Source organism: Oscillibacter acetigenes (assembly GCF_025567605.1).
Taxonomy (GTDB): Bacteria; Bacillota; Clostridia; order Oscillospirales; family Oscillospiraceae; genus Oscillibacter; species Oscillibacter welbionis.
The window spans coordinates 601,808-627,284 of the sequence record NZ_JAOQKG010000001.1 but is presented as its reverse complement, the minus strand read 5'-3'; the positions used below and the strand labels follow the sequence as shown (position 1 = coordinate 627,284).

Below are 25,477 nucleotides of genomic sequence, written 5' to 3'. Positions count from 1 at the left end.
ATTCCAAAGTTCTGATAGCTATTTCCGCAAAAGTGTGGTAGTTGTTTGTGTTGCAAAAAGAAAACGAATTCAAAGGAAGTGAAATGCATGGCAAAACGAAGACCGGCCGGCGACGGCATGGTGCGAAGGCGTGACGACGGCCGCTGGGAGGGCCGCATCGTCATCGGCCACAAGGAAAATGGCGAACCGCTGTTCCGTCACATCTACGCCAAGACGCAAAAGGCGCTGCTGGACAAACTCCATCAGAACATCGAGTGCTACCGTGATGTGGAGCTGACCGAGGACAGCCGCATGACGCTGAGCCAGTGGCTGGATCGCTGGCTCACAGAGTACAAGGCGGGTACGGTGCGCCCCGGTACCCTCGAGGGCTACCGCCGCTACATCGAATACTACATCAAGCCGCAGCTGGGCGACAAGCAGATCTCCCTCCTCTCCCAGCAGGACATCCAGCGGATGTACCGCCGCCTGAAAACGGAGGGGCGCATCCACGAGCATCCCGAGATGGGGCATCAGCTCTCCGACTCCATGGTGCGCCACATCCACTCCACGCTTCACGCCGCACTGAAAGACGCGGTGCAGGCGCATGTCATTCCCAGAAATCCCACCGAAGGTACAACGGCGCCCAAACCCAACTACAAGCCCAAGCGCATCCTGACCGGCGAGGAGCTGGATGCCTTCCGCGCGGTGGTGGAGCGGGACGAGGTGTGGCGGGACTTCTTCCAGACGGAGCTGATGACCGGCCTGCGCCGCGGCGAGATCTGCGGCCTACAATGGAGCGACTTCGATGGGAATACCGGTACGCTGAAGGTGGGCCGCACTCTCCACAGCCAGCGGAAGGGCGAGTATACCGTCGGTGAGACAAAGACCAATCAAGGTATGCGTACCATCATTCTGCCGCACAGCGTGGTGGACATCCTGCGGCGGCGAAAAGCGGATGCCATCAGCCAATGGATATTCCCTGATCCGGTGAAGCCGGAAGATCCCGTCGATCCCAACGCGGCGTATCGCCACATGAAGACGCTGCTCCAGCGGACGGGGCTGCCCAGTATTCGCTTCCACGATCTGCGCCACACCTTCGCCACCCATGCCCTCACCAGCGGCGTGGACGCCAAGACACTGTCCGGTATCCTGGGCCACACCAACGCCTCCTTCACGCTGGATACCTACACCCATGTCACCTCAGATATGCAAAAGCAGGCTTGCGGCATCGTAGGCGGCTTCATGGAGGATATTTTCGGAAAGGAGTTGAAACCGTGGCAAGAAAACGAAAAGCCGGAGACGGAACAGTAAGGCAGCGCAAGGACGGTCGGTGGGAAGGCCGCATCGTCATCGGCTATGACGATAACGGCTATCCCAAGACGAAAAATGTCCTTGCCAAAACGAAGAAGGAATGCGTCGAGAAGCTCCAGAAGCTCAAGGTGGATTGCGGCGGGCTGAAGCCCGAAAAAGTACGGTCTGAGATGCCCTTCGGGGACTGGCTGACATACTGGTATGAGAATCACTCCAAGCCTAAGATCCGCCCAACTACGCAGGAGACCTACGAGAGCCGCATCCGCCTGCATATCATTCCGGAGATTGGGGACATCCCGCTGAATAAGCTGACGCAGAACGACCTGCAGCAGTTCTACGGTCGGCTCAAGAAAAGTGGCCGGAAGCGCTTCACCGACAAGTACGGCGAAGGGCTGTCCGACCGAATGGTGCGTATGTGCCACGCCACCTGCCGCTCGGCGCTGGAGAAAGCGGTGCAGGATGGGCTGATCCGTGTGAACCCGGCCCTCGGCTGCAAGCTGCCGCCGAAGAAGGCGAGGGAGATGCAGGTGCTGACGCGGGAGGAGTTGCAACGGTTTCTCATCCAAGCGAAGTTTGAGGGCTACTATGAAGTGTTCCTCCTGGACTTAGCCACCGGCCTGCGCCGGGGTGAGCTGATGGCGCTGCAATGGGACGACCTGAACTTCAAAACCGGTGTGTTGAATGTGAATAAGCAGGTCTACGATGTGCGTGGCCAGCTTCAGATCAGCACGCCCAAGACGAAGAACTCCGTCCGCAAGATCGTCCTGCCGCCTGCTGTGGTGGCGGTGCTGCGGGAGTACAAAAAGACGGTGAACTCCCGCTGGATGTTCCCGTCGCCGGTGAAGGAGGACTGTCCCATCACGCCCGGCGTGGTGCGGCGCAGGTTGCAGCTCATCCTGGAACACGCTGGGTGCAAGCATGTACGCTTTCATGATCTGCGCCATACGTTCGCGACCTTGGCGCTGGAGAACGGCATGGATGTGAAAACGCTCTCCGCTATGCTGGGTCATGTGTCGGCGGCCACCACGCTGGACATCTACACCCACATCACCGACGATATGCGGCTCACGGCTGCCGCCAACATTGACCGTGGCATCGGCAAAGCAGCGCCGCAGGAGGACGCTTCAGAGTCGGGGGAGGAAACTGCCCCGGCCCAGGCGGAAAAGCCGAGTATGACCGATTTTAAGCCCTACGTGGGCCGCAAGCGCAGGTCCGGCACCGGCTGCGTCAGCGAGATCAACGACCACCTCTTCGAGGGACGCTATTCCCCCAAATGGCCCGACGGCAAGAAACACGCCCGCAACATCTACGCCCGTACCCGCGAGGAATGTGAAGAGAAGTTGAAGGTGTTGATCGTGGAGATGAAAACGGAAATTGCGGAAGCACAGCGGCTGAGGGATATAGACGAAGGTAATGGAAGTCCGCCAGAAGAGCAGAAAAAGCGGGGAAAGAAGACATAAAAAACACCGGTAAGAGTGTGAAGTGATTGGTACACTATTTACTTTACAACACAATGTCTCAAATTCTACACCGCAATAAAACAATGATAGAGAACTGTTTATGATTCTGGTTATGAATACGACCTAACTGATAAACAAGTGCCCTAACACACTTGATTGTGTGTTAGGGCACTTCGGAAATAATGGGGGGACGCTGGTTTCAGCTCGGCATGAGCAAAGAGCGTATTCCGCAACCACTTTGGTTGCGGAATATGACTGTGAATTGGTATTTCATGTATGACAGAATTACAGAAAATTATATCCCCAGTTTATCAAAGAGGATTCTATTGCGCTTCTTTGCGTCATTTATAATTTTGTCATAAGATAAGATTTCGATATATGCATTCATCTTATCATTATACTTATAATACCCAAGTTTATCAGGTGTTTGTGAAAAATCGTGGAAATCCAAAATCTGCTCTAATGTGGTTGTGATGTCACACACGGCATATAAGTAGAATTTGGTGTTTTGTCCGACTCTGATTACACGTCCATCTTTATCCCTTTTTTTGTTGCTCCTCAACTGTGAAACATATTCATATAACTGATTGACAGGATTATTACTGCTATTATAGTCATCTCGCATCGGACGTTTGAGTTCAAACAAGACAATATTCTCGTATTCTCGACCGTCATTTTCTTCATCAGAAACAGCGACTGGAGAATCCAAGATCATTATGTCTGTTCGGTCTTCTTTCGGATTGTTATTAAACGGAATATCGGAGGAAATATAACTGCAATAGGCGAGCTTCTCATCCAGCAACCACAAATTATGATTGCTATAAGGAGTATCCGCAGAGGTTGTTCTCATTGGATAAATGATATTATGGAGAAAACTCTCTTTTTGAAAATGCCCATCATCATTTTGACGTATTGCAAACTCCATCAAGTCGAGGATAACCTTGCGGTGAGCAACATATTCGGCTAATGCGGCCCCATTAGCGCTATTTATTTTTTCGATTTGCAATCCAAATTTCTGTATGTACTCGTCTGAACTGATTACACCTTTATTCAGTTCATCGAGAAGCTGAGTATTTTCTTTGGCTGTTGTTCTATCGAACTCTCTTTTTATACGATGTAGTTCATCATCCAATTTATCCTCACTTAAATTAGGCTTGATTTTCGCAATTGCCTCAGGTGTGTACTTCAACAGATGACGAAACTGTGGGGCCCGATGCGTTACATAATCTGTTATTCTTCGAATTTTTTCTGTGGCAATAGGCTGAAGGTAGTCTTTAAGAAATTCATTTACTTCGACGACAACCGCTCGCATGATCTGATCCATAGTAATCATGTTTGCCATGCTATCTAATGGGCCACCGTCAGGAATGTTAAAGGAAAGCCTGTTCATATCAACGGCCTCATCGAGGTAATGCCCTCTCAAAACACCAACATACCAGAATCCACTTTTTTCGAAGATTTGTCGATCAAGATCGGTAATATACTTATCCAGTTCTTTTGTTTCTACTAAGCGGTTATGTGCACACAAATATAATTTGTTGCCGTTGATAGTGGACTCTTCGGCTTTTACATGGAGCAACTCAAAGGTTTCATCATTCAAGACAATAGTCTTGCTGTTAGCTTCAGATCGAATTTTCTCCTTAAATATATGATTTAAGTTATGAGTTTCATCAATATCCTGCAGGATGATTTGGGGACAATCATCAGAAATGAAATATACAAGACAATGCTGGATTATCCGCATAGCAATGGTAATACTGCGTTTAGGAACATTATCGGCATACGGTTTAATGTAATTGAGCAATCTGACTGTCGTTTGATTATCATTATACCCGGTGCAGTCGGTGAGGGTATCATTGATGCCAGAATTAGAAATGGAGAAATCAAAGGATCGTTTTACATATTCATCTTCCTCGGAATAGACACTCTCTATCTCAGCTTTTTCGAATGCAATCAGCCAAGAAAACCGTCCGACACCCTTGCCGCCAATTTGGGATTTGTATGTTGAGTCCGATTCCATAAACGAAGCAATATTTGCTTCATTGAATCCAATTCCATTATCAATAATTTCGAAGGACTGAATTTGGGGCAATTCACCAGTGCCATCGAGTACAAACTGTCCATCACGAAGAATTCTGATAATTATTTGGCCTTCAAAAGATGGATCGGTGGATTTCCGCTCACCAATGGCATGAATTGCATTCACGATAGCCTCAAAAAGCGGCACAAGTGGCTGATTTTTAGGAAGATTAAAGTTTTTTACGCGACCGCGTATATTGATTGAAAACGGTCTCATATGGTAGCAACCTCCTTGCTGATAGAATTGCTTTGATTGGTTACTTGGACGAGTATCATAGGAAAGCGCCCTATGTCATTTACAGTTTCCATCATTAAAGTTTTCCAAATCGAGTGCCGTGCGGCTTTTTGGCCGCTTTACACTCGAATTGTTGCTTGACATAAAATAACTCCTCTTTTGGAATCAAAAAAGACCAAAAGAGGAGTTGAATACAAATATAAAAAGCAACAGCTTAAAATGATCGTATGGGGGACTCGAACCCCCGTCTACCTCTTAGTCAAGGAGGCGCTCTATCCAACTAAGCTAATACGGCTAATTGGAATATTAAAATTATAACACAGTCAAATTAATACTGCAAGAGGGAAAAATGTTTGATGGAAGGCTTTTGTGTGGGATGGACTTCTGTATATTAAAAGTGCTTCCGACAGGATTTACTACCGAAAGCGGACGGTTTTGCTGTAGAGAGTAACTCAGAAATTGCGCCGCAATAGACAAAGAATAAGAAAATCCCTCTGAAATCAACGATTTCAGAGGGATTTTGGTCCGAGTAGTGCGGCTCGAACGCACGGTCTCCTGGTCCCAAACTTTTGAATAAAAATTTTTCTACTTTTTCCAGTTCTTTATAGCCGTTTTTGCTTTATTATGGCCGCTCTTCGCAACTCTTGACTCCACTGTTTCCACATACTCCACGGCCGTCTGTAGTCAAACATGTGGTCAAAAACCGCTTTCTGAACACCCTCGTGACAGGGGGACAGAAAGCGGTTTTTCATAGTTTGCCGGAGTGCTGCGGACAGATGATTAGTCGCTCCGGTTTGCCGCATTGTACCTCTGACGGAAAGGTTAAGCAAGTCCTTTATACAGGGACAGGCGGCGCAGAATTTGCATCGCTATAGACAAAGAATACCTTCACGCATTTGCCTTCTGGAGATAAAACTCACTCTCCGCAACTCGTGTCACAAAATCATATTCCAGCCGTGTTGCCTTTGAGGGGGAAATATTGTAACGCTTAAACACAGAGCGAAAATATGCAAAGAACTCCCGGTCTTCCTCTGCCATCGGTGCAACCCAGCCATTTTCGGCACCATGGGCTTCGATTTTCTCTAACTCTGCCATACGCTCTTTATCCATGTCAGTTACCCCTCCTGGAAGGAATCACGTTTTTCCCTTAACAGCTATTACATTCCCGTAATACATGTGGTATTTTAAGGGAAAGACTCCCCTTTTCGCTACGGACTTACGTTTCCAGAAGATCCTCCATCGTACAGCCGAGGACTTTTGCAAGGCTAAGAACAGTCTCCGCACTGGCTTTGTTGATGTCCTTGTTGCGCTGTTCGTACATTTGAATTGAGCGAAGACTGACATTGCTTCGCTTGGCAAGCTCTGCCTGCGTGCAGCCATAAAGCGTGCGGATACGCTTGAGGTTGGTATCAGCGAAGTATTCGCGCACTTTGGCATCGACAATATCAGCGAATTTAGTGACATCCGCTTCATGAAGGGGGGAATACATCTGCTGCAAATCTTCAAACGAAAGAACCTTAAAAATATCACTGAACTTTCTTCCGGAGAACCATTGGTAGTAGGCGACTGCCCAGCCGATCCAATACTCTCTGGAACGGCTGAAATTCGCTTGAGGCTTGGCGGTCAGCGCTTTGCCCGTAGTCTCAACGAGAACATCAACAGCAGTTTCAATCCCGCTTTTCCCCAAAAGATATGAAGGTTCACCATTCTCAATCCGATTACTGACGGAACTGACGGAAAACAGCTTTATAAAGCTATCTCCGGCAACTCCGCACGCGTTGATAGCATAATCAAAAGCATCGCCCAGTAATGCCTGCGCGTTACTCAGATAGATTTCTTGGTATGCGTGGGTCATCGTTTTGGATGCCTCCTCTTATGATATCAAGGATATACAGACCATCTGTTTCCTCTTCAAGTATATCCGAATAAAGTTGGTCGGCTTCATCATTTCGAGCCTTGCGGCGGACATAATATTTTTCCTTTTCTGCAATAGAAAATCCATCGTAATGCAGCAGCGAAAAGGCGTATTTAGACTTGATGACAATCTGTTCGCCTAACTTGCCAAGTCGCATAGCGTTTGCGAGTTGCTGTACGGAAATTCCGTTATTTAGGAAAGACGCAGCAAAGTCAAAATAGGAGTCATCGGCACGATATCCGATGATCAGGTCGTAGGCATTGACGTTGACGCCGAAATTGTCGATCAGATATCGTTTTGCCCGCTGTGCGGCTGGGCTTTTGATAGAAAACAGACGATGCGCTACCAGAACAGCAATCCAGTTCAAAATCGTATAGTCTGGATTGTTCAGATTCAGAATTTTCAGGTATTCTGTATCAAGACTGTAACGATTGACGAAGCCGTTACGCAGAGAGGATACAGCCCATTCTTTGGCGAGTTCCTCGCTTTCCGTGCAGTAGAAGCCCAGTCCGAAGTCATTGTTCTGCTTACCCAACCCAAAGGTTGGAGATTCTACGATCTGTTCGGAGCCATGATATAGGGTAATTTTCTGATTCATCTCCGCATCCTCCTAAGTATCACTGTAAAAATAGTATCACCAAAGTGATATAAAATCAAGCAATATTTGTAGAGAAAAAAGAGAGCATTTCCCGCTTGAAAAATGCAGGCTCTTCAGACGAATATTTCCAAGAGAAACATAAAGATAATCAATGATATTGAGCATCCATTTTGCTGGTGGTATAATTAAATGCAGCTAAGTAGGATATTGCAGAACTGCTGGAAAAATACAAATACTCCGCAGCAAAGCGAAAGAGAAGCACCGCACCAATATTTGAAAATATTTAAGAGCTTCCGGGTGGTAGTGCGCCACTTGAAACCGACTTGATACTAACTTAAAACTAACTTGCGTGTAACTTGCGACCTAACACACAATCTGACGTTCAAATTGTTGGATGGATTATTGATATGGGAAGACTGATTTCCAAGAAGACTGTGGAGAGAAAAAATGAATTCGATTCTCGACAGCATAAGAGTAACCTCCGCAACATCTGCGGGACATTTGCTGCTGAGGGTATGACGATCAGCAAATATACCCGCAGAAATCTTGACCGAATCGCCAGCGGGCAGACCAGCTATCAGCAAGTTCTGGCCGAGCTGAGAGCGAAGTACGAAAAGAGAGGATAGTGGTGCAGTGTCCGGACACTGACACCGGCCAGTTTGCTGACTTCGTGAATGGTCATCATGGGCATCCCTCCTGCGTGTGAGCTTACCATACACTATGACGTAACGGAAGAGTCAAGAGAAAAATCCTCTATTTGCGAAAAAATCTATGCGCTGTGATTGCTGCAAAAATCGTGCAAATCTATCATTTTCTTGCTTCCTGTGTCAAAATGTGCTATTATTATAAACAACGCTGTCATGTGTTGGAATAGGCCTTGGCAGTATGGCTGCAATAGACCGAATGCTCTGCCAAGCGGCAGAGCATTTTTTGTATATCGGTACGGAGGAGATATTTATGTCTGTGAGTTATAAAAAACTCTGGAAGCTGCTCATCGATAAGGACATGAAGAAAAAGGACCTGTGTGAAAAGGCAGGCATCAGCCCTGCATCCGTCACCAAAATGGGCAGGAATGGGCATGTCACCACAGAAATTCTCTTGAAGATATGCACCGCGCTGGATTGCAGGATTGAGGATATCGTGGAGATTGTGCCGGATAAAAACGACTAATTGGATTCATCCTCATTTTTTGAACGAATTTCAAATGACTATAAACTTTTGGTAGGCATGAGATATATGGGAGGAAAACACTATGGCTGGAAATACAAGCAATATCGGCTTTGAGAAGCAAATCTGGGATGCAGCTTGCGTCCTTCGCGGCAACATTGACGCATCGGAGTATAAGTCCGTTGTCCTCGGTCTTATCTTCCTTAAATACATATCGGATCGCTTTGAGGCGAAGTACCGGGAACTGGTTGAAGAAGGCGATGGATTTGAAGAAGATCAGGACGAATACACTGCCGAAAATATCTTCTTTGTCCCAGAGAATGCAAGATGGAGTGCGATTGCTGCTGCCGCTCACACGCCGGAAATTGGCACGGTGATTGATGATGCAATGCGCAGTATAGAGAAAGAAAACAAGCGTCTCAAAGATATTCTTCCTAAGAACTTCGCCCGTCCAGAACTGGACAAGCGGCGGCTTGGTGAAGTGGTTGATCTCTTCACCAACATTCAGATGATCGAGCATGGGAGCAGCAAGGACATTCTCGGTCGCACATACGAATATTGCCTTTCCAAGTTTGCCGAGCAAGAAGGCAAACTTGCTGGTGAGTTCTATACTCCCTCTTGTGTTGTGCGTACCCTTGTTGAGGTGTTGCAGCCGTTTAATGGACGTGTTTATGACCCGTGCTGCGGCTCTGGCGGTATGTTCGTTCAGTCCGCAAAGTTCATCGAAAATCATGGCGGCAACATCAACAAGATTTCCGTCTTTGGTCAAGACTCCAACCCGACCACATGGAAGATGGCTCAGATGAATCTTGCTATTCGTGGTATTGAAGCTGACCTCGGCAAGTTCAATGCGGACACGTTCTTTAACGATTGTCACCCGCTGCTCAAGGCAGACTTTATTATGGCAAATCCGCCCTTCAATCTCTCCGGCTGGGGCGCGGATAAACTCGTTGATGATGTCCGTTGGCAGTATGGTACGCCTCCTGCTGGCAACGCAAACTTCGCGTGGTTGCAACACATGATCTGGCATCTCGCTCCGAATGGACGTATCGGCATGGTGCTTGCAAATGGTTCGCTTTCCTCACAGTCCGGCGGTGAAGGCGAAATCCGCAAGAACATTATCAACGCTGACCTTGTGGACTGTATCGTCGCAATGCCGACGCAGCTCTTCTACACGACGCAGATTCCGGTATCACTCTGGTTCCTTGCAAAGAACAAGAAGCAAAAAGGCAAAACGCTGTTCATCGACGCCCGGAAGCTCGGTACTATGGTCACACGAAAGTTGCGCGAACTGACAGATGAAGATATCAAGAAAATTGCTGATACCTACAATGCCTTCGTCGAAGGAACACTTGAAGACGAGAAAGGATTCTGTGCGGTTGTTACTACTCAAGACATTGCAAAGCAGGATTACATTCTCACGCCGGGACGGTATGTTGGCATTGAGAAACAAGAAGATGACGGTGAGCCGTTTGAAGAGAAAATGGGACGCTTGACTTCTGAACTTTCTGAGCTTTTCGCTAAGTCTCATGAACTTGAAGCTCAGATCAAAGCGCGACTGGGGGCGATTGGATATGAGATTTAATCTATGGGAAGATTGCAACAGGGTTCCTCTAACCGAGCTGTTGTCTTTTATTGTAGACAATCGCGGCAAGACTGTTCCTACTGCGCCAAGCGGACACAAGCTGATAGCAACGAATTGCGTGACAAACAACACCCTGTTTCCGGTGTATGAAAAAATTAGATATTTAAGCGAGGAAACTTATCAGACATGGTTTCGGGCACACCCGATTCCCGGCGATATTCTTTTCGTGAACAAGGGAACTCCGGGACGAGTTTGCCTTGTTCCTGATCCCGTTGATTTTTGTATCGCGCAAGATATGATTGCATTGCGCGCTGACGAATCGAAGATTTATCCCAAATATTTGTTTGCAGTGCTAAGAAGCAGAGAAATTCAACAACAGATATATAACACAAACGTGGGAGACGTTATTCCACATTTCAAGAAGCAATTTTTGAATCAGTTGTTGATTCCCATACCTGAGTGGTCTATACAAGAGTCAATCGGAGACTTGTATTATGTGCTTAGCCTCAAGGCAGAACGTAACAAAAAGGTAAACGATAATTTATACGCTCAAGCCAAAGCTATCTTTGACAACCATTTTATCAATATTGATGCCATCCCTGCTGGATGGAGAAAAGGCAATCTCTTAGACATTGCCAATTACTTGAATGGACTTGCCATGCAGAAGTTCCGTCCTCAGGGGAATGAAATAGGTCTTCCAGTATTGAAGATCAAGGAACTCCGCCAAGGTTCATGTGATGATAGTAGTGAACTCTGCTCCTTGAGAATCAAACCTGAATACATCATTCACGATGGCGATGTCATCTTCTCTTGGTCTGGAAGTCTACTTGTTGATATATGGTGCGGGGGAACTTGCGGATTGAATCAGCACCTTTTTAGGGTTACATCAGACATCTATGACAAGTGGTTTTACTACCTGTGGACGGCTCACCACCTTGCCCGTTTTATTGCAATCGCTGCTGATAAGGCAACAACAATGGGGCATATCAAACGTGAGGAACTTGCCAAAGCAGAGGTCTTAATTCCTTGCGAAGAAGATTATACAAGTCTCACCTCTATCATGCAGCCCATTTTTGAGCTGATAATCTCGAACCGGATTGAGGGTCGTAAGCTGGCTGTACTTAGGGATGAACTGCTACCAAAGTTGATGTCCGGCGAGATAGATGTCTCTGCCGTCCAGCTCTAAGCCGCTAAATTATCGTTTATAGCTGAGAAAATGCGAAAAAACAAGATGGGGGTTGAATATGAGTAAGTATGTTGCCTTCCTTGATATATTGGGATTTAAGGAAAAGTTAAAAAAACTCAAACAGCAAGATGCTAAATCATTTATTGGACGGTTTTCTACAACTGCCTTTGAACAGTGGGAAAACATGAGTCCTACATTGGTAGAAGGATATATTGTAAGTGATTCCTTTATACTTTATACGCGTGATACAAGCACACAAGCTGTCTCCCAACTACTTACATTAGTCGAGAAGATATGCCAACAAGAATTCATAGACAACGGTATTTTGATTCGAGGCGCTATTGCAAAGGGTGAATTTGATAGGGTCGAAGCGAGAGAAATTCCATCCTTGCGAAAAGGTTTGATTGTTGGTCAGGCTTATGTAGATGCGTATTTAATGGAGGGAAGTATCAAAACTGCCGGGATAGCCTTAACCGATGAGGTGTTTCAGGATATTGAAGCATATGTCTACCCAATTGACTGCTTTCGAGAAAACATAAACGGTAAAGACATTTGCGTTATGCGATATTTTAATTTTGATTTTCTAAATGAGCCAGAAAACATAATCAACTTTACAAATATGGCAATAGATGCAGGATGGATCCCACATTATTATAATACGTTATACTGGGCGCTATTGAATGAGAAACCAACTAAGGCGATAAGCCTCTTTAATGGCATAGTGAACTGTGTAAATAATGGGAATCCGGGAGAAAATTGGCGTTCTCTTGATATGTTCATTAAAGGTGCCTTCCATGACGAAGTTAACACACACTTTCAAACGCGTTTCTTGGCATTTCTTAGAAGCTATATTGTTGTTGAAGGTAATGACCAGAGATTTTTGAGCAGCAGAACAGGAAATGAGGAACGAGTGTTGCGGTACATAGACTCCTGCGGCAATGTAACGCTAAAGCAGATTTCATTGGGCGTGAAATTATCACAAGCCACAACCTCACGTATTGTTAAAAATCTCGTTAAGGATGGACGGGTGAGGATTACGAATAATGGGCGAGTACAAGTGTACTCATTGGCTGTCATCAACACAAATACCAGATAAATAATTTTCTCTCACCAGTGGCGAGAGTTTTACAAAAGGGACTGCCACTGAATGTCGTTCTCTTACCTTGAAAGGAGACACGACAATGACAGAACAACTCATCACGGAGATACAGCGAAAAATGCTGCCGTATCTCAACAACGAACAGCTCATGCACCTTCGGGATGCAATGGCTGAGACATTGGAAGGGGCAACGATCACCTATGATGGCAGCGCAATTCCAGCAGCAGAAGAGACGGATGCAGTCGAAGCATTTATCACGGCAAAGCGGATCGAAGGCTGTTCGGAGAAAACCCTGAGCTACTACCGGAAGACGATTGAGACTCTGATTGCCGGAGTCGGAAAGGCTGTGCAACAGATCACCACAGATGATTTGCGTCGCTATCTGACCAACTATCAGGTTCAGCGTAGGTCGAGCAAAGTGACCATAGACAACATCCGCCGGATCCTGTCCAGTTTCTTCTCTTGGCTTGAAGATGAGGATTTCATTGTGAAAAGCCCGGTACGCCGGATTCACAAAGTCAAGACCGCAAAGGTGGTTAAGGACACCTACACCGACGAAGCGTTGGAGCTGATGCGCGACAACTGTACAACGGCGCGAGATTTGGCAATGGTTGATCTTCTGGCTTCGTCCGGAATGCGTGTTGGAGAACTGGTCACGCTAAACCGCGAGGACATCAACTTTAACGAACGCGAATGCGTGGTTATCGGCAAGGGCAATAAGGAACGATTGGTCTACTTTGATGCAAGGACGAAGATCCACCTTCAAAACTATCTTGAGGGTCGAACGGATGGAAACCCAGCATTGTTCGTTTCACTGAAAGCCCCATTTGACCGGCTGATGATCGGCGGTGTGGAGACACGCCTTCGGGAATTGGGAAAGCGTCTGAATATCCCGAAGGTTCATCCCCACAAGTTCAGACGCACTCTGGCTACTACTGCCATAGACAAGGGAATGCCCATTGAGCAGGTCCAGCAGCTCTTAGGACATCAAAAAATCGACACCACCATGCACTATGCAATGGTGAAACAACAGAATGTGAAGCTGGCACACAGAAAATACATCGGATAGGATGGTTTGAAATGGAGTACACAGTACGGTCGCTGGGCAGCTTTTCAGAGATGAAATACGGGAAAATGCCCAATAAGAAAATGTCCTCAGACAAAGGGAAATACCCGATATTTAGTGGATATAGAGTTGTTGGCTATTGCGATGAATGCAATATAGGCGAACAGCAGCTTGTTGTTGTCGCACGAGGCGTGGGTGGAACTGGTGATGTCAAATTATCTCCTGGTGCGTGCTTTTTAACAAATCTCTCAATTGCCGTATCGGTTGATGAAAGCGTGGCTCTAAAAAAGTATCTGTATTACTATTTCCTAAAAAACAACCTCCGTTATTTGGACTCGGGATCGGCACAATCTCAAATAACTATTGGTGACTTGAAAAATGTTGAAGTTCCGCTGCCCTCTATTGAAACGCAGAAAAAGGTTGTTTCGATTCTCGATGCTATAGATGAAAAAATCAACAACAATATTGCCATAAACGATAATTTAGCGGCTTAGAGCTGGACGGCAGAGACATCTATCTCGCCGGACATGAGCTTCGGCAGTAAACTATCTCTCAATTTCGCAAGCGATTGATTCTGCTCTTCCAAAGTACGTTGCTGTTTAAAGATAGGTGCGCAAAAGTCGCTGAATTTGGCAAGAGTTTCAGCGTCAGGAATAACCGCCGGGGCATTTTTCATAGTGCTGCCAGATACTTCTTTGAATGTTGACCCGGATGCCATGCCTTCAATAACCGGGAGAGTGTTTTTCAAGAAGAAGTAAACAAATGGTGTTCCAATTTCCGGCTTAGGCACAACCGATTTGAAACCTTGATTTGTTGTTACTTCACCAGCGGCGATAGCAATATAACCTATTGGCGCACGAGATGAGAACAACACTGTTCCTTCTGGCATGATTGCTGCGCTGCTGTTCTTCAAACCGAGTTCAGTTATGTCATTCTCACCATGAGAAACGAACTTCGACTTGTTGATAGATAAATCTTTCGGGGTTATCCATGCTATACCGGACTCCGTGTAATACTCAGGTTTAGCTTTTGAAGGTGTACTGCCTCCAACAACAGTACCAAGATCGCTAATTGTTCCGGTAGTCCATTCTGGACTGGCATTATCAACAAATAATTCTTGAAAATAGGACTGTACTTGCTGCTCTAAATTATCGTTTACCTGATATGGAGGATATACCATGTTTGATAAAGTTCAGGAGAGCTTGAAAAGAAGCAAAGACGAGCGCCAGAAAAAGCGGCTTGAAAAGGAACGGCTTCGTCTTGAGAAAGCCGCAGCAGAAGCAGCTCGTGAGGAAGAGCGGCTTCAACAGGAGGCTCAAAAGATACAGACTGAAAAAGAACGCCTTCTCTCCCTTGATGACAAGGGGTTGATGGTTGAGCTAATTCTGGCGATGCGTGGCTTATACGCGCAGATCGAGGATATTCAATTTCAGCAGATGACATTAACTTCGAGAATCGAAGATATTGAGTCGGACATCTCTTCCATCCGCAGTGATATTTCAGATTTGGAAAGCAGACTGGGCTCGTCCGATCAGTAAAATTCAATGAAGGAGGCGCAGACGTGATTATTTCACCGCAATCTCTTGATACAAACCTCAGTCAGCTTTTAGCGGAGGTTAAGTCCGGCTCAATGCAGTTGCCGGAGTTTCAGCGTGACTGGACTTGGGATGATAACCGAATTAGGGGCATTATCGCCAGCTTATCACAGGGTTATCCTATGGGTGCCATCATGCGGCTGCAATACGGCAATCCGGACATCCAATTCAAATACCGTACAATTACGGGCGTAAAAGGCGTTTCTGTGAAGCCGGAGCATTTGATTCTCGATGGTCAGCAGCGGCTTACTTCAATTTATCAGGCAACATCCTCTAAAGAGCCAGTCTCGACCAAAACAGAAAAAGGCAAGGCTATTAAGCGTTATTACTATCTCTCAATGGAGAAGTGCCTCGACGATGATGAGGATCGTTTTGATGCTGTCCTCTCCATCCCCGAAGGCCGCAAGATTAAAGAGAACTTTGACCGGGATGTGAAGCTCGACCTCTCAACCAGAGAGTATGAATACGAGAACAAGTTATTTCCGGTCAATATTGTGTTCGATAGCAATGCCGTAATGGACTGGTTCATGGGCTACATGACGCACTATGGAATGAAGCCGGAAGCAATGGACGAGTTCAAGCGTTTTCAGGCGGATGTGCTGAATACAATTTCCGGGTATAAGCTGCCTGTGATTACGCTGGACAAGTCCACGCCGCGGGAGGCAGTGTGCAAGGTGTTTGAGAACGTCAATACTGGCGGTGTTCCTCTCACGGTGTTTGAGCTTGTTACCGCAACTTATGCCACAAGAGACTTTGACCTGAGAAAAGACTGGGTGCAGTGTCGAAATACAATTTGCGGTTTCGGTGACACGCTGAGAACAGACCTGTTCGATGGGATTGATGAGACTACATTCCTGACAACTGTATGCCTCTATACAAGCTATTTGGACAAGCAGTCTGGAAAGACAAACACAATCTCCTGCAAAAAGAAAGATGTTCTGGGACTTCCTTATGAATCGTACATAGCGAACCGGGATGCAGTGCTGTCTGGGTTCAAAATAGCAAAGGAGTTTCTTCTTCGGGATCAGTGCGTTTTCCGTCAAAGAGACTTGCCATATACAACGCAGTTGATTCCACTTGCGGCAATCTGTGCTGTTCTCGGAAAATCCAAATGCAATGAGCCAAACACAATCAAAACACTTTCTCGGTGGTATTGGTGCGGGATTTTGGGTGAGATGTATGGCGGTGCGAACGAAACCCGCTATGCCTATGACATTGAGGACATGGTTGAGGAGGTCAATGGACGTCCAAATGCGATGCACACGATCAACAGCGCAGTCTTTTCTTCTGCGCGGCTGCTGACCCTTCAAACCCGTTTGAGTGCGGCATATAAGGGAATTATGGCTCTTCTCTACAAGGAGAAATGCCGTGATTTTATGAACAACACGACGATTGACATTGTGAACAGTATGCTTGAGTCTCCGGACATTCACCACATCTTCCCGGAAGCATATTGCGAGAAACTGGGCATCAAGCGCGAACGGTATAATTCCATCATTAACAAGACCCCGATTCTTCCAGCCACCAACCGCTCGATTGGCGGAAATGCGCCGAGTGAGTATCTGGGGGCAATTCTAAAGAAGGTTGATGGACTAACCGAGAACGAGTTGCAAGCACGGGTGGAATCGCACTTTATCAACTATGCAGAATTGAAGGCAGATGACTTCAATGGCTATTTCATCGACAGAGCAAAAAGCCTTCTCAACCTAATTGAAAAAGCGATGAATAAGCCCGTCACTGACAGAGATGCAGAAAATACGCTGGATCAGTTTGGGGCGAGTCTGGCGTAAAAGGGAGTGACAAAACTATGGCAGGATATTTTACAGAATCAAACTATGAGAACGCTGTTTTGCAGCTTCTCAATGAAGAACTGGGCTATAACTATATTTATGGACCAGATGTGGAGCGCGATTATCACTCGCCGCTTTACGAGGATGTTCTGCTACCTTCCTTGCAACGGATCAACAAGAGCTTGCCTATGGACGCTCTGACGGAGGCAATCTACAAACTCAAGAACTTTGAAACCGGAACGCTCTTGCAGAAGAACATGGTCTTTATGGACTACCTCCAAAACGGAGTTCCGGTAAAATACTATGACAAGGGTGAAGAACGCTCTACCCTTGTTTACCTTGTAGACTTCAAAAATCCCGCCAGTAACGAGTTCACAGTTGCGAATCAGTGGACTTTCATTGAAAACTCCGAAAAAAGACCAGATGTGATCCTCTTTGTCAATGGTTTCCCGCTCGTCATTGTGGAGTTAAAGTCTCCATCCCGCGAAGAAACCGACGCTTCCGCAGCATACCGTCAGCTCCGGAACTATATGTATGAGATCCCCTCTATGTTCATTTATAATGCGGTATGTGTCATGAGCGACTTGACCACTTCAAAGGCTGGCACAATCACTTCCGGCGAAGACCGCTTTATGGAGTGGAAAACAACCGATGGAAGCTACGAGAATACGCAACACGCTTCGTTTGACACATTCTTTGTAGGACTATTTGAGAAGAACCGCTTCCTTGACATCGTGAAGAACTTCATCTGCTTTAATGTGGATGGACAGAATACATTCAAGATACTCGCTGGGTATCATCAGTATTTTGCAGTCAAAAAGGCGATTGAGTCTACGAAGCACGCGACTGTGACAGACGGCAAGGGTGGCGTCTTCTGGCATACACAGGGCAGCGGAAAATCGTTGTCTATGGTCTTCTATGCTCATTATCTGCAAGAAGCGTTAGAAAGCCCCACTATCGTTGTCATTACTGACCGTAACGATCTGGATGACCAGCTTTACGGGCAGTTCGCTCGTTGCAAAGACTTTCTCCGGCAAACGCCGCAACACGCAGAGAGCCGCAAGAATCTGAAAGAATTGCTTGCAAACAGACAAGCAAACGGCATAATCTTCACGACCATGCAGAAGTTTGAAGAAAGCAACGAAGCGCTTTCAGAACGCCGGAACATTATCGTAATGGCAGATGAAGCGCATCGCGGGCAATATGGTCTCAATGAGAAGGTTGTGGTCAAGCAGAAGGACAACGGCGAAGTTGAGGCGAAGACGGTCATAGGCACTGCCCGAATTATAAGAGATACGCTTCCGAACGCGACCTACATTGGTTTCACCGGAACACCAATCTCCACGAAAGACCGCAGTACACGAGAAGTCTTCGGTGATTACATCGACATCTATGATATGACACAGGCAGTTGAAGACGGAGCTACAAGACCCGTCTACTACGAGAGCCGTGTGATTCACCTGAAACTCGACGAGAACACCCTCCATCTGATCGATAATGAGTATGACATTATGGCTGACAACGCCGATCCGTATGTCATTGAAAAGAGCAAAAAGGAACTTGGTCAGATGGAAGCAATCCTCGGTGCCGACCAGACGATCAATTCCTTGGTAAATGACATTCTTGATCATTACGAGAATTACCGTGAGAATATCCTGACCGGCAAGGCGATGATCGTTGCTTATTCGCGTCCCATAGCAATGAAGATTTATAAGCGCATTCTTGAGCTACGCCCAGCGTGGACGGAAAAGATTGCAGTGGTCATGACGCAAGGCAATAACGATCCTGAAGAATGGCGTGAGATTATCGGCAACAAAGCTCATAAGGACGATATGGCGCGGAAATTCAAAGACAACAACTCTCCGCTGAAAATCGCCATCGTCGTGGATATGTGGCTGACCGGCTTTGATGTTCCCTCCCTTGCTACGATGTATGTCTATAAGCCGATGGCTGGACACAACCTGATGCAAGCTATCGCCCGCGTCAATCGTGTCTTCAAAGATAAGGAAGGCGGTTTGATTGTTGATTACGTCGGTATTGCGGCTGCACTGAAACAGGCAATGAACGACTATACTGCCAGAGACAAGAAGAACTATGGTGATACAGATGTAAGCAAGGCTGCATATCCGAAGTTCCTTGAAAAACTCTCTATTTGCAGAGATTTGTTCCACGGATTCAGTTATGAGAAATTCATGACCGGAAGCGACCTTGACCGTGCAAAGCTCATCAGCGGCGGTGTGAACTTCATACTCGGCAAGAGTGTTGCAGAGTATGAGCTTCCCGACAATGAAAAGACACAGAATGTGTTTATCAAGGAGGCTCTGCTTCTCAAGCAAGCACTCTCGCTGTGCAGCAGCTTGATAGATGAGAAAACCCGTATGGAAGCAGCTTTCTTCGAGTCCGTAAGAACGATGACCGTGCGCTTGGTTTCAGGCGGTACCGGAAAGAAGTTTACGCTTCCAGAAGTAAATGAGCGCATTAACGAGCTTTTGAAGCACAGCATCAAGAGCGAAGGCGTTATCAACCTCTTCTCCAATGTCCAGACTGAGTTTTCGTTGTTCGATCCAAAGTTCCTTGAAGAAATTGCAAACATGAAGGAAAAGAACCTTGCAGTCGAACTCTTGAAAAAGCTGATTGCTGAACAAGTATCTGTTTATCGTCGTACAAACATTGTCAAATCCGAGAAGTTCTCCGAAATCATTCAGAGTGCGATGAACCGTTACCTGAACGGAATGCTCACCAATGAGGAAGTTATTCAAGAACTACTCAAGCTGGCAAAAGACATTGCTGCCGCTGCTGCCGAAGGAGAAAAACTCGGATTGACAGCGGACGAACTTGCCTTCTACGATGCTCTCACAAAACCACAAGCCATCAAAGATTTCTATGAGCATGATGAGCTTATTGCAATCACGAAGGAACTGACGGACTTGCTTCGTAAAAACCGCACAATAGACTGGCAAAAGAAAGAAAGTGCAAGAGCTGGAATGCGGCGCTTGGTCAAAAGGCTGCTGAAAAAGCACAAATATCCGCCAGAGGGCATGGATGATGCCGTTCAGACTGTCATGAGCCAGTGTGAAATGTGGGTGGATAACACGTAAATCAACAGCTTGTATTGGGGAGGGAAGAGATGCCTATGGACGCACGAAAGCACTTAATCATCATAAAAGGAAAAGACCAGACGGACTCGGTTGCGAACTTTCAGTTCCGCAACGGAAAGTGCGAGGTCGTCTATACCAGTGCGCCCAATAAGACATACAGCTTTCAGAGTAGCAATGTGGAGATCCTGCCTCTGAAAAAGAAAATTGACCCTGCGCAGGTGATTGTCATCGCAAATGGGCAAGCCATCAGCGGAATTGATGAGATTCTCGATTTCGGCGGGTATTATCGTATTGTCCGCAACGGAAAGAGAGATTTATCGTTCTACAGGAGCGAAGTGCAGTTCCAGCAGAATTGTCTGGCGGACGGTAAAAATCAAGAAGCATTCCAATATTTCAAGGAGACTGCCGCTGCAATCAGTCTGGTGGCGGAAAACGGTATCAACATTCTAAGCATGCAGTATGACAAGATCCAGCAGGTCAGCGAGGATACCGTGTTGGCAAGCTATCTTGCACCGCAGAAAGACGTCAAAATGCCCCAGATGCCGGAGGCAGTGATCTATCCGTTTGGCCTGAACCAGAGTCAAAAGCTGGCGGTAGAACGGGCGCTTTCCTCCAAAATCAGTATCATTCAGGGGCCACCGGGTACTGGAAAGACACAAACGATCCTGAATATCATCGCCAATGTTGTTCGCAGCGGAAAAACCGTGGCGGTTGTCTCCAACAACAATTCCGCAACGCATAATGTTGTGGAAAAGCTGGAGAAGAAAAATGCCGCTTTTCTGACTGCGTTTCTCGGCAGCCTTGCCAACAAAGAGAAGTTTCTGGATGCACAGACAGGCACCTATCCGAATATGAGCGATTGGGAAATGCCGCCGGAGGAACGACAGCAATTAAATCAGGAAACGACTGCGCTCTCCAAAGAATTGAACGAAATGCTCAATGCCAAAAACCGCATTGCGGAAATTGAGCAGGAGTTCTTGCAGCTAAACCCGGAGCAGCATTATTTTGAGGAATATTACGCAAGTTACAGTGACGCGCCAATGGAGAGCTTGGACAAGCTGTCCTCGCAGAAGCTTCTTGCGCTTTGGATGGAATTTGAACAGCACGCAGAGCGTGAGACTCACTTGAGCCTGTTGCAAAAAATCTCCATCATGTTCCGATTCAACCGTAATGCACTCAAATTGTTTGCCTGTTCCCCGGAACAGGTCATTCCCTATTTGCAAAACCAATTCTATTTCGTAAAGAGGCGGGAACTGGAGGCCGAAAAGCAGGAATTGAACCGAAAGCTGGAGTGCTACGCTTTCGACGCGAAGATGGATGAGCTCACACAGAAGTCCCTGCGGCTGTTTCGGGCGGAGCTGGCAACACGGTATCATTGGCGGAATAATAGACAGTGCTTTGAAAAGAATGATTTCCGCCGGAATTCTGTGGAGTTCACCCGTGAGTACCCGGTGGTGCTCAGCACGACCTATTCCATTAAGGGGACGCTGAGCATTGAACATATCTATGATTACTTGATTGTGGATGAGGCCTCGCAGGTTGATCTGGCTACCGGGGTACTGGCCTTCTCCTGTGCGCGGAATATCGTGATTGTTGGGGACTTGAAGCAGCTCCCCAATGTGCTGACGGAGGATGACATTCGTACCAGCGATGCCATTTGGCAAAAGTATTCCTTGGATGAGCGGTATCGCTTTTCTACGCACAGCCTGCTGTCCTCTGCATTGAAAATATGGCAGGACGCACCTGTTACGCTGCTGCGGGAACACTACCGTTGCCACCCAAAAATCATCAACTTCTGCAACCAGAAGTTCTACCACGGGCAACTGATCGTTATGACGAAGGATCATGATGAGCCGGATGTATTGACCATGTACCGGACAACTGCCGGTAACCACGCCCGTGGACATCTCAATCAGCGCCAGATCGATGTCATCCAGCAGGAGGTGCTTCCGCGGCTGCATCAGCAGAATTTCCAGAGCATCGGCATTATCACACCATATCGGGATCAGGTGACAGCCATCCGCAAGCAGCTGGGAGATACTTATGAGGTGGATACCGTCCACAAGTTTCAGGGGCGGGAGCAGGATGCAATCATTCTGACTTCGGTCGACAATGTCATCACAGATTTTGTGGATGATCCCCATATGCTGAATGTGGCGGTTTCCCGCGCGGTTCATTCTCTGGCTGTGATCACATCGCAGGACCCACGCAATGACCAGACCAACTATGGTGACTTGGCCCGGTACATCGAATACAACAATTTCGAGATCATCCAGAGTCAGATCTATTCTGTATTCGATATGCTCTATCAGGGTTATGCCGAGCAGCGCAGAGAATATCTGCAAAAGCATAAGCGGGTGTCTGAGTACGATTCTGAGAACCTAATGCACTCGGTAATTCAAGAGATATTGTCCGATGAGCCTTTTTCCTCTATCGGCTGTGCGGTGCATTTTTCTCTTGCCACGCTGGTGAAGGATTATGCGCCACTGACAGAGGAAGAACGCAAATATGCCCGCAATCCGCTGACACATGTGGATTTTCTACTGTTCAATCAAATGGATAAGCAACCTGTTCTGGCGATCGAAGTAGACGGCGGATCTCATAAATCCGGGAGCAAGCAGGCAGAGCGGGACGCGAAAAAGAACTCCATTCTGGATAAGTGTGCTATTCCTCCGCTGCGACTGCGCACAGATGGCAGCGGGGAGAAAGAGAAAATCAAAAATGCGCTAAAGAAGGAATGACTATGCCGAGAATTATCAGGAACGCAATCAGATGCAAAAAATGCGGAGAAGTCATCGAAAGCGAAACCGTTCATGATTTTAAGTTTTGCAGCTGTGGTTCGTGCGCCGTGGACGGCGGTCACGATTACCTTCGCAGATGCGGAAACCTTGGAGATTGGGAAGAACTGTCCGAAGTGGAAAAGGCGGAAGACAACGGCGCATTGACTTGATCCTGGGTGATTAGGAATTGGGGTGATAGGATGTCTCTTAAAATTCAGCTTTTTGAAAACCAACGCATTCGCACGGCGTGGGACGAGGAAAAAGAGGAATGGTATTTTTCTATTGTTGATGTGGTTGGCGTACTGACGGACAGCGTTGATCCCACGGCGTATTGGCGCAAACTCAAACAACGGTTGAAGGCCGAGGGCAATGAAACCGTGACAAATTGTCACGGTTTGAAAATGGCTGCTCCAGACGGAAAAAAACGCCTGACCGATGTGGCCGATACCGAGCAACTTCTCCGCATCATCCAATCTATCCCGTCACCCAAAGCAGAACCGTTCAAACTCTGGCTGGCGCAGGTCGGTCGGGAGCGCATTGAGGAAACCATCGACCCAGAGCTGACCATCGAGCGGGCATTGGAAACCTATCTCAAAAAGGGCTATACCCGCGAGTGGATTAACCAGCGGCTGCAAGCCATCCAAGTTCGCAAAGAATTGACCGATGAATGGGATGCCCGCGGCGTGCAGAAGGGCGTGGAATACGCCATCCTCACCGATGAGATCTCCCGTGCATGGTCGGGGATGTCCACCCGGCAGTACAAAAACCTAAAAGGCTTGAAAAAGGAAAACCTACGTGACAACATGACCACGCTGGAGCTGGTGCTGAATATGCTGGCGGAGGCCACCACCACGGAAATTTCCAAGCAGAAGGCACCGGCAACCCTTTCGGAGAACATCGACGTGGCCCGTGCCGGTGGCAAGGTGGCCGGTGACGCACGGAAGGCCATTGAGACGCAGACCGGCGTTCCTGTCATTACTTCCAAGAACGCCGCGCAGCTCAGCGAAGTGGTTACAAATCTGCTGGAAGATGCGGGGAATAAAGAAAAATAGCATTCAGATCCCGCACGAGGCGGTTTAAAATCTGCCTCGCTATAGACAAAGAAACACCGTGTGCTGACCGCAAGGTCAGCACACGGTTTTTCATTTGGATTCCTTCAGCCACTGCTGAAATTCCGCTAACGAGATAATATCTCGGTCACATTTCTGTTTCTCTTTTCTAGCTTTTTCGCTCCATGCATAGAACGCCTCGTCCGTGATGCGCCCCGCCTTGATCCACGCAAAGCGCCGCTTATACTCTTTGCGGTATGCCTTGAAGATTGGGTCATCCGACTGCTTCTTTGTCCACTGCTTGAAAGCCCCGATCTCCCGACAGACCTGCTCTCCTCTTGGAACAGGCCGCTCGCAATACTCCGCGCTGACCCGCCCGGTCTGCGGAAACCATCGTCCGCAGTTCTTGCAGCGCCGCACGGTGATGTTCCGTTCCACGCAACTCCGCAGAGAGTAGTCGATCATGTCCCGGATGCTGGAGGAATACAGCACCGGCGAACACCGCCCCGGCTCCACCGGCTCAAAGCTGAGGGGGATAGGGTGGAAACAAAACAGGTCGGGATCTTTCGGAGAGTCGTGAAAGTAATTTTTTGCCGCCTGTGCCTGCGGCTCCCGTCCTGCGCTGTCTACATCCAGCACCAACTCAAAAAATCGCTGGATCTGCTGCTGATACAGCGGAAGCTGCTCGGGGAGCTGGCGCAGCTCGTCCAGTATCTGCGCATCCTCCGCACTGCCTCGGTCATTTTGAATGTACATCGCTGACTGGCGGTAGCGGCAGTGAACATAGAGAAGTCGAAAATAAATGTGTATGGAGGCTAACCTCCCCAGTTTTCTCTTGAAATTCTCAAGTGCGTCCCTGTCATCCTCTGCGATAAACCGGCTCCAGTTATCAGTGATGCTTTGCAGTATCGGCGTCACTTCCGCACAGTCCAATTCCTGAAAGGCAAGCAGGCTTTCCAGAAAGGGGAACTCCTTCTGGACGTCCGGAACGCCTTGCGTACCAAGGGAATCATACTGGAAAATCTCTCTGTCCTCAGAGAAATACATTTTGGCATACCACATGGCAGATCACCTCAAAATAGACAATCGTAATATAGAAATAAGGACAGTCTTGACAAGGAGTAAAAAGTATGTTACCATACAAACACGGAAAGATTGTCAAAAGTAATTTACAGTTAGTCTAACATGAGGACTGCGGATTGTCAATGAAAAAGACGGTCACAAATCCGAAAAAGCACCTCGACAACTGAATACCCATCACCGGAGATGATACACGCCGGAGAAGTAACGCCAGGACGCCGCGGTAAAGCGGTCGAGCGTGCCAGGGCAGATGAAAACGCCGTGCAGGTCAAACAAGGCCGCAGGGCAGGAACGGGTACGGTGCGTGGCAGAGAACAAAGAAAGGGGGAAGAAACATACATCGTTCCTACAAAAAGGAAAACCGCTGAACTGTTGCAGCAGTCCAGCGGTGTGCCGCGTTTCGGA

21 protein-coding genes and 1 tRNA gene are annotated in these 25,477 nt (G+C 47.4%); 14 read left to right on the top strand and 8 right to left on the bottom strand.

Annotated elements, in window-relative coordinates:
• Positions 1 to 87: 87 nt before the first annotated feature.
• A complete protein-coding gene (locus OCV80_RS03150) occupies positions 88 to 1,290 on the top strand; it encodes a tyrosine-type recombinase/integrase (RefSeq protein WP_136890902.1) in 1,203 nt (400 codons plus the stop codon).
• Positions 1,254 to 2,750 (top strand): tyrosine-type recombinase/integrase, encoded by a 1,497-nt coding sequence (locus tag OCV80_RS03145; RefSeq protein WP_136890903.1) that lies wholly within the window; start codon positions 1,254 to 1,256, stop codon positions 2,748 to 2,750. The genes OCV80_RS03150 and OCV80_RS03145 overlap by 37 nt, the downstream gene beginning before the upstream one ends.
• Before the next feature lie 295 nt (positions 2,751 to 3,045).
• Here the strand turns inward: OCV80_RS03145 and OCV80_RS03140 are convergent, their stop codons facing one another.
• The 5 genes from OCV80_RS03140 to OCV80_RS03120 form a co-directional block, all read right to left on the bottom strand.
• The gene (locus OCV80_RS03140) at positions 3,046 to 5,046 is read right to left on the bottom strand and encodes an ATP-binding protein (RefSeq protein ID WP_267288213.1); all 2,001 of its coding nucleotides are present in this window, start codon (positions 5,044 to 5,046) and stop codon (positions 3,046 to 3,048) included.
• A gap of 239 nt (positions 5,047 to 5,285) precedes the next feature.
• Positions 5,286 to 5,359 (bottom strand) — tRNA-Val (locus OCV80_RS03135).
• Between the two features lie 593 nt (positions 5,360 to 5,952).
• On the bottom strand, positions 5,953 to 6,174 hold the full coding sequence (locus OCV80_RS03130; protein ID WP_238045026.1) for a hypothetical protein: 222 nt from the start codon (positions 6,172 to 6,174) through the stop codon (positions 5,953 to 5,955).
• 106 nt (positions 6,175 to 6,280) lie between these two features.
• Positions 6,281 to 6,919, bottom strand: a complete 639-nt coding sequence (locus OCV80_RS03125; protein ID WP_267288212.1) for a helix-turn-helix domain-containing protein — start codon at positions 6,917 to 6,919, stop codon at positions 6,281 to 6,283.
• Positions 6,885 to 7,577, bottom strand: a complete 693-nt coding sequence (locus OCV80_RS03120) for a DUF3990 domain-containing protein (protein ID WP_216494642.1) — start codon at positions 7,575 to 7,577, stop codon at positions 6,885 to 6,887. Before OCV80_RS03120 ends, OCV80_RS03125 begins: the two co-directional genes overlap by 35 nt.
• Before the next feature lie 957 nt (positions 7,578 to 8,534).
• Between OCV80_RS03120 and OCV80_RS03115 the strand changes: the two genes are divergently transcribed.
• The 6 genes from OCV80_RS03115 to OCV80_RS03090 all read left to right on the top strand — a co-directional run bounded on the left by OCV80_RS03115 (position 8,535) and on the right by OCV80_RS03090 (position 14,174).
• Positions 8,535 to 8,747, top strand: coding sequence for a helix-turn-helix domain-containing protein (locus OCV80_RS03115; RefSeq protein ID WP_267288211.1), 213 nt, complete (start codon positions 8,535 to 8,537; stop codon positions 8,745 to 8,747).
• An 82-nt stretch (positions 8,748 to 8,829) separates the two neighbouring features.
• Positions 8,830 to 10,329 (top strand): class I SAM-dependent DNA methyltransferase, encoded by a 1,500-nt coding sequence (locus tag OCV80_RS03110; protein ID WP_267288210.1) that lies wholly within the window; start codon positions 8,830 to 8,832, stop codon positions 10,327 to 10,329.
• Positions 10,319 to 11,515, top strand: coding sequence for a restriction endonuclease subunit S (locus tag OCV80_RS03105; protein ID WP_267288209.1), 1,197 nt, complete (start codon positions 10,319 to 10,321; stop codon positions 11,513 to 11,515). The genes OCV80_RS03110 and OCV80_RS03105 overlap by 11 nt, the downstream gene beginning before the upstream one ends.
• A gap of 58 nt (positions 11,516 to 11,573) precedes the next feature.
• Positions 11,574 to 12,611 (top strand): helix-turn-helix transcriptional regulator, encoded by a 1,038-nt coding sequence (locus tag OCV80_RS03100; protein ID WP_267288208.1) that lies wholly within the window; start codon positions 11,574 to 11,576, stop codon positions 12,609 to 12,611.
• A gap of 85 nt (positions 12,612 to 12,696) precedes the next feature.
• Positions 12,697 to 13,683: a site-specific tyrosine recombinase/integron integrase gene (gene xerA / locus OCV80_RS03095; RefSeq protein WP_267288207.1), complete on the top strand. Its 987-nt coding sequence runs from the start codon at positions 12,697 to 12,699 to the stop codon at positions 13,681 to 13,683.
• An 11-nt stretch (positions 13,684 to 13,694) separates the two neighbouring features.
• Complete coding sequence (locus OCV80_RS03090) at positions 13,695 to 14,174, top strand: restriction endonuclease subunit S (RefSeq protein ID WP_267288206.1); 480 nt, start codon at positions 13,695 to 13,697, stop codon at positions 14,172 to 14,174.
• Here OCV80_RS03090 and OCV80_RS03085 read toward each other — a convergent pair.
• Positions 14,171 to 14,860, bottom strand: a complete 690-nt coding sequence (locus tag OCV80_RS03085) for a restriction endonuclease subunit S (RefSeq protein WP_267288205.1) — start codon at positions 14,858 to 14,860, stop codon at positions 14,171 to 14,173. The genes OCV80_RS03090 and OCV80_RS03085 overlap by 4 nt on opposite strands.
• Between OCV80_RS03085 and OCV80_RS03080 the strand changes: the two genes are divergently transcribed.
• Genes OCV80_RS03080 through OCV80_RS03055 form a run of 6 tightly spaced genes read left to right on the top strand, consistent with a single transcriptional unit; the run spans position 14,859 to position 23,995 of the window.
• A complete protein-coding gene (locus OCV80_RS03080) occupies positions 14,859 to 15,218 on the top strand; it encodes a hypothetical protein (protein WP_267288204.1) in 360 nt (119 codons plus the stop codon). The genes OCV80_RS03085 and OCV80_RS03080 overlap by 2 nt on opposite strands.
• Positions 15,219 to 15,241: 23 nt before the next feature.
• On the top strand, positions 15,242 to 17,065 hold the full coding sequence (locus OCV80_RS03075) for a GmrSD restriction endonuclease domain-containing protein (RefSeq protein ID WP_267288203.1): 1,824 nt from the start codon (positions 15,242 to 15,244) through the stop codon (positions 17,063 to 17,065).
• A gap of 17 nt (positions 17,066 to 17,082) precedes the next feature.
• Positions 17,083 to 20,163 carry a type I restriction endonuclease subunit R gene (locus tag OCV80_RS03070; RefSeq protein ID WP_267288202.1) on the top strand — a complete coding sequence of 1,027 codons (3,081 nt, stop codon included), beginning with the start codon at positions 17,083 to 17,085 and terminating at the stop codon, positions 20,161 to 20,163.
• A 35-nt stretch (positions 20,164 to 20,198) separates the two neighbouring features.
• A complete protein-coding gene (locus OCV80_RS03065) occupies positions 20,199 to 22,904 on the top strand; it encodes an AAA domain-containing protein (protein WP_267288201.1) in 2,706 nt (901 codons plus the stop codon).
• 2 nt (positions 22,905 to 22,906) lie between these two features.
• Entirely contained in the window at positions 22,907 to 23,113 is a 207-nt protein-coding gene (locus OCV80_RS03060) for a DUF7695 domain-containing protein (protein ID WP_267288200.1), read from the top strand.
• Between the two features lie 30 nt (positions 23,114 to 23,143).
• Positions 23,144 to 23,995, top strand: coding sequence for a BRO-N domain-containing protein (locus OCV80_RS03055; protein ID WP_267288199.1), 852 nt, complete (start codon positions 23,144 to 23,146; stop codon positions 23,993 to 23,995).
• A 90-nt stretch (positions 23,996 to 24,085) separates the two neighbouring features.
• On the opposite strand, the gene OCV80_RS03050 is transcribed toward OCV80_RS03055, so the two are convergent.
• Positions 24,086 to 25,054: a DUF6076 domain-containing protein gene (locus OCV80_RS03050; protein WP_267288198.1), complete on the bottom strand. Its 969-nt coding sequence runs from the start codon at positions 25,052 to 25,054 to the stop codon at positions 24,086 to 24,088.
• A gap of 195 nt (positions 25,055 to 25,249) precedes the next feature.
• The coding region (locus OCV80_RS03045; protein WP_267288197.1) for a hypothetical protein at positions 25,250 to 25,477 on the bottom strand (228 nt) is incomplete at its 5' end.

Coding starts and splice junctions, on each gene's coding strand:
- OCV80_RS03150 (WP_136890902.1), top strand. CDS start 88: ATGGCAAAACGAAGACCGGCCGGCGACGGCATGGTGCGAAGGCGTGAC.
- OCV80_RS03140 (WP_267288213.1), bottom strand. CDS start 5,046: ATGAGACCGTTTTCAATCAATATACGCGGTCGCGTAAAAAACTTTAAT.
- OCV80_RS03130 (WP_238045026.1), bottom strand. CDS start 6,174: ATGGATAAAGAGCGTATGGCAGAGTTAGAGAAAATCGAAGCCCATGGT.
- OCV80_RS03125 (WP_267288212.1), bottom strand. CDS start 6,919: ATGACCCACGCATACCAAGAAATCTATCTGAGTAACGCGCAGGCATTA.
- OCV80_RS03120 (WP_216494642.1), bottom strand. CDS start 7,577: ATGAATCAGAAAATTACCCTATATCATGGCTCCGAACAGATCGTAGAA.
- OCV80_RS03115 (WP_267288211.1), top strand. CDS start 8,535: ATGTCTGTGAGTTATAAAAAACTCTGGAAGCTGCTCATCGATAAGGAC.
- OCV80_RS03110 (WP_267288210.1), top strand. CDS start 8,830: ATGGCTGGAAATACAAGCAATATCGGCTTTGAGAAGCAAATCTGGGAT.
- OCV80_RS03105 (WP_267288209.1), top strand. CDS start 10,319: ATGAGATTTAATCTATGGGAAGATTGCAACAGGGTTCCTCTAACCGAG.
- OCV80_RS03100 (WP_267288208.1), top strand. CDS start 11,574: ATGAGTAAGTATGTTGCCTTCCTTGATATATTGGGATTTAAGGAAAAG.
- xerA (WP_267288207.1), top strand. CDS start 12,697: ATGACAGAACAACTCATCACGGAGATACAGCGAAAAATGCTGCCGTAT.
- OCV80_RS03090 (WP_267288206.1), top strand. CDS start 13,695: ATGGAGTACACAGTACGGTCGCTGGGCAGCTTTTCAGAGATGAAATAC.
- OCV80_RS03080 (WP_267288204.1), top strand. CDS start 14,859: ATGTTTGATAAAGTTCAGGAGAGCTTGAAAAGAAGCAAAGACGAGCGC.
- OCV80_RS03085 (WP_267288205.1), bottom strand. CDS start 14,860: ATGGTATATCCTCCATATCAGGTAAACGATAATTTAGAGCAGCAAGTA.
- OCV80_RS03070 (WP_267288202.1), top strand. CDS start 17,083: ATGGCAGGATATTTTACAGAATCAAACTATGAGAACGCTGTTTTGCAG.
- OCV80_RS03065 (WP_267288201.1), top strand. CDS start 20,199: ATGGACGCACGAAAGCACTTAATCATCATAAAAGGAAAAGACCAGACG.
- OCV80_RS03060 (WP_267288200.1), top strand. CDS start 22,907: ATGCCGAGAATTATCAGGAACGCAATCAGATGCAAAAAATGCGGAGAA.
- OCV80_RS03055 (WP_267288199.1), top strand. CDS start 23,144: ATGTCTCTTAAAATTCAGCTTTTTGAAAACCAACGCATTCGCACGGCG.
- OCV80_RS03050 (WP_267288198.1), bottom strand. CDS start 25,054: ATGTGGTATGCCAAAATGTATTTCTCTGAGGACAGAGAGATTTTCCAG.